Source organism: Paraburkholderia sp. MM5384-R2 (genome assembly GCF_014201025.1).
GTDB classification, from domain to species: Bacteria; Pseudomonadota; Gammaproteobacteria; order Burkholderiales; family Burkholderiaceae; genus Paraburkholderia; species Paraburkholderia tuberum.
The window spans coordinates 1-3444 of the sequence record NZ_JACHDI010000071.1 but is presented as its reverse complement, the minus strand read 5'-3'; the positions used below and the strand labels follow the sequence as shown (position 1 = coordinate 3444).

The 3444-nt window shown below is 60.5% G+C and carries 4 protein-coding genes and 1 pseudogene; all 5 read left to right on the top strand.

What is annotated here, in order from left to right; all coding sequences use genetic code 11:
• Positions 1-376: 376 nt before the first annotated feature.
• Positions 377-610, top strand: a pseudogene (locus tag HDG37_RS38590) (transposase domain-containing protein); the annotation flags it as partial.
• A 369-nt stretch (positions 611-979) separates the two neighbouring features.
• Positions 980-1426, top strand: a complete 447-nt coding sequence (locus tag HDG37_RS38585) for a hypothetical protein (RefSeq protein WP_409260300.1) — start codon at positions 980-982, stop codon at positions 1424-1426.
• A 45-nt stretch (positions 1427-1471) separates the two neighbouring features.
• Positions 1472-1948 (top strand): IS66-like element accessory protein TnpA, encoded by a 477-nt coding sequence (gene tnpA / locus HDG37_RS38580; protein ID WP_260335288.1) that lies wholly within the window; start codon positions 1472-1474, stop codon positions 1946-1948.
• On the top strand, positions 1929-2279 hold the full coding sequence (gene tnpB / locus HDG37_RS38575; RefSeq protein WP_184056801.1) for an IS66 family insertion sequence element accessory protein TnpB: 351 nt from the start codon (positions 1929-1931) through the stop codon (positions 2277-2279). Before tnpA ends, tnpB begins: the two co-directional genes overlap by 20 nt.
• A gap of 96 nt (positions 2280-2375) precedes the next feature.
• On the top strand, positions 2376-3353 hold the full coding sequence (locus tag HDG37_RS38570) for a transposase (protein ID WP_260335287.1): 978 nt from the start codon (positions 2376-2378) through the stop codon (positions 3351-3353).
• Positions 3354-3444: the final 91 nt, after the last annotated feature.

Genomic DNA, 3444 nt, shown 5'->3' with positions numbered 1-3444 from the left:
TTTCCGACTTCGACAATCAGATTCTCAGCTGAAACGTCCACCGCCTTCAACTTCCCGCCTCAACGCCCCCGTACACCAGATTCGACTTTAGCTCCGGTATCAACAAGGTATTTGCAGTAGTCCTCTGCGAAGTAAGCAAGGACGCTGTGCCACAACCATGCCTGAGGTTGCGGTCGTAGTGGAACCAAGTCGATCATGATAACTCTCCTGAAACGGATTGCTACCCGAACAGGAAAGCACGCTTTTTTATGCGTAGTTTGTTCCGATACGCGGCGCGCCGCACGGTGAGTCGCACCAATGCTCGTGGCGCTCGGAAGAATGCAAACTCCGCGTAATTTGCGGCTGCGCATTATTGCGGTTACGCAAAATTCCGCGTAGCCGCAAGAACTTCCTGTTCGCCGGCTCCGACAGCGGAGGCGAGCGGGCAGCCGCGATGTACGGTCTGATCGGCACATGCAAGCTCAACGGGATCAACCCGCGCGCCTACCTCGAATACGTCCTGACCCATATCGCTGACCACCCCATTAACCGCATCGACGAACTGTTGCCCTGGAACGTGGCCACGAAGCTGCCCCGGCAGTCTGGCCCATCGGCGTCTGCTGACACGTAACCCGATTCCCCATCATGCCTCACGCGGGCGCCGCGTTGCGGACGGCCGTCGCGAGGTGCTTACCAATAAGCGTGGTCGGACGCCGTTGCAAGCCACTGCCAAAAGTAGCCTGTTGATCGACGCTTTTTTGCGCATACGACCTGCGCACAAACAAGCGTCTAGCTCGTCCCGAGCGCTGCTCGGTGGCGTTCCCGCGCTCAACGCTAGCCTCCCGCACGTATCTAGATGCTATGTGGGAGGGCAGTGGCAGTAAGCCCGACTGGAGTAAAACGGGAGTTGCACACTCGTTTTCTCCGAAGGAGCACGCAAATGGATAGGCCTGACACAGCCCTCCGTGGACAGAATACGACGGCAGGTGGCCGGCTGTACATGGCTTTTGAACTGGGCGAGAAGAACTGGAAGCTCTCACTGGGTGATGGCCAGCGCGCGCCCAGCCGCTGTACAGTCGCAGCGGGTGACACCACGGCGGTTCTCACCGCCGTCGCGAACGCGAGAGCGCGTTGCCATCTCGGCGCCGATGCACCGGTCTACAGCTGTTATGAGGCTGGCCGTGACGGCTTCTGGCTGCACCGCTGGCTGACCGAACACGGCATCGTCAATCTCGTGGTGGATTCGGCCAGTATCGAGGTGAACCGCCGTGCCCGTCGCGCCAAGACGGACCGGCTTGACAGCGACAAGCTGCTCTCCATGCTGATGCGCTACCACTCCGGCGAGCGGCGCGTGTTGGCGGTGGCCCGCATCCCCACGCCTAAGCAGGAAGACGACCGGCGCCTGGTAAGCGGTCCGTTGTCGGCGTCCTTCCGGCGCGATGAGTGATAGGCGATGCTGGTGTCCACTTCAACTTTCAAGTGGACACTACCCATGGCAGAGGACAGGAATCTGAAGGAGCGGCTGGTAAGGGGCTTTGAGCGTGATGGCAAGCGCCGTTGCTTTGACGAACAGGCCAAGCGTGAGCTGGTGCTGGCCTGTCTGCAACCAGGGGTGTCCGTCGCCGGGATGGCGCTGGAATACGGCCTGAACGCCAACCTGTTGCGTAAATGGATTCGTCAGTATCAAAGCGAAGCTATCAGTGATGTGGCGCCGAACGGCGTGGCCAAGGCAATGCCGACGTTCATCCCGGTCGTTCAGCCGGGACATGCCGATGTTACGGCATGCGAGGCTCATGCGGCACCGGTTGCGCTCGCACGGCAGGCGCAACGCGTCACGCTGCCTTCGCAACTGATTGCCGAACTGCCTAACGGTGTGAAGCTCATCCTTGAATGTGCCGGCGATGATGCAAGCCTGGTGATGACGATGATCGAGACGCTGGGAAGGTGCCATGTTCCGGTTCGACGCTGATCTGAAGGTTTACGTTCACCGCGATGCCATCGATTTCCGCAAGGGCTTTACCGGCCTTTCGACGATCGTGGAGCAGGCACTGGGACTCGATCCGTCCGCACGGGCGGTCTACGTGTTCCGCAACCGGCGTGCCGATCGCCTGAAGCTTCTGTTGTGGGAGCGTAACGGGTTCTGGTTGATGCTGCGCCGCCTGGAGGCTGACTGCTTTGCCTGGCCGCGCAGCGAACCAGTACTGGAACTGAGCGTCGAGCAACTGCATTGGCTGCTGGAGGGCATTAATCTGACAGCGATGCGCAAGCACCCGGCGCGATACTATGCACGCGTGAGCTGAGGAGGATGTATCGCTGTCGCGCGAGCGCGACGCGCGCACAACAATTTGCGCGGTGACGTAAACCCATTTCGCAGCGCAAGCCGGTATGGTTGTGGCATGAACCGCATTTTGATCACCGCCGAAGAACTCGCTGCCCTCATCGCCGAACGCGATGCGATGCTCGCCGAGCGCGACGCGCTGCGTGGCGAACTGCGGGTCACGAAGGTCGAGCGTGATTTGCTCAAGGAACAGCTGAAGGCATTCGAGCGACGGTTGTTCGGGGCGAAGAGCGAAGCACGCAGCGATGCCCAGCGGGACCTGTTCCTCAACGAAGCGGAAGCGCTGGCTCCGACGACCGCCACGTTACCCGCCCAGGAAGACGACACAGACAGTACGTCGGTGGCAGGCCACAAGCGCGGCAAGCCCGGGCGCAAGCCGCTGGACCCGGCATTGCCACGCAAGGTGATCCGTTACGAGCTCACTGAAGAAGAACGGGTGTGCAAGAACGACGGCAGTGTGCTCGTGGAGATCGGCGTCGAGGTCAGCGAGCAGCTCGACATCATTGCGCAGCAGGTGCAGGTGATCCGTCACGAGCGCGTGAAGTACGCGTGCCAGCAGTGCGACCAGGGCATGAAGGTGACGCCGGCGCGGGCACGCATCATTCCCAAGGGTCTGTTCACCGAAGGGGCGCTGGCGTGGTTCGTCGTCTCGAAGTATATCGACGGCCTGCCGCTGTACCGGATTGCCGCGCTGCTGCGCCGCTTTGGCGGCGACATCTCGCGCAACACGCTGGCAGCAAGCGTAGTGCGCCTGGGACACTCGGTACAGCCCGTCATCAACCTGATGCGTGATGTGATGCTCGACAGCGAGATCGGGTTCGGCGACGAAACCACCGTGCAGGTTCTCAAGGAGCTAGGGCGCGCACCGCAGACAAAGAGTTACGTCTGGGTCCAGAATTTATGTGAGAACATGATCCGCCCGTTTGTCCTGGGGAGAAAGGCATGGCTTTTTTCGGACACCGTAGGAGGTGCAAAGGCCTCGGCAAACCTGTATTCACTTGTCCAGACCTGCGTCGCGAACCGCATCGATATCTGAAGTTGACCCAGAAAAACGGACATCTATCCTTTGGAGAAGGAGGTGCCGATTATGGGCAAGCATCGTACCCCGTACCCGGCGGAATTTCGGG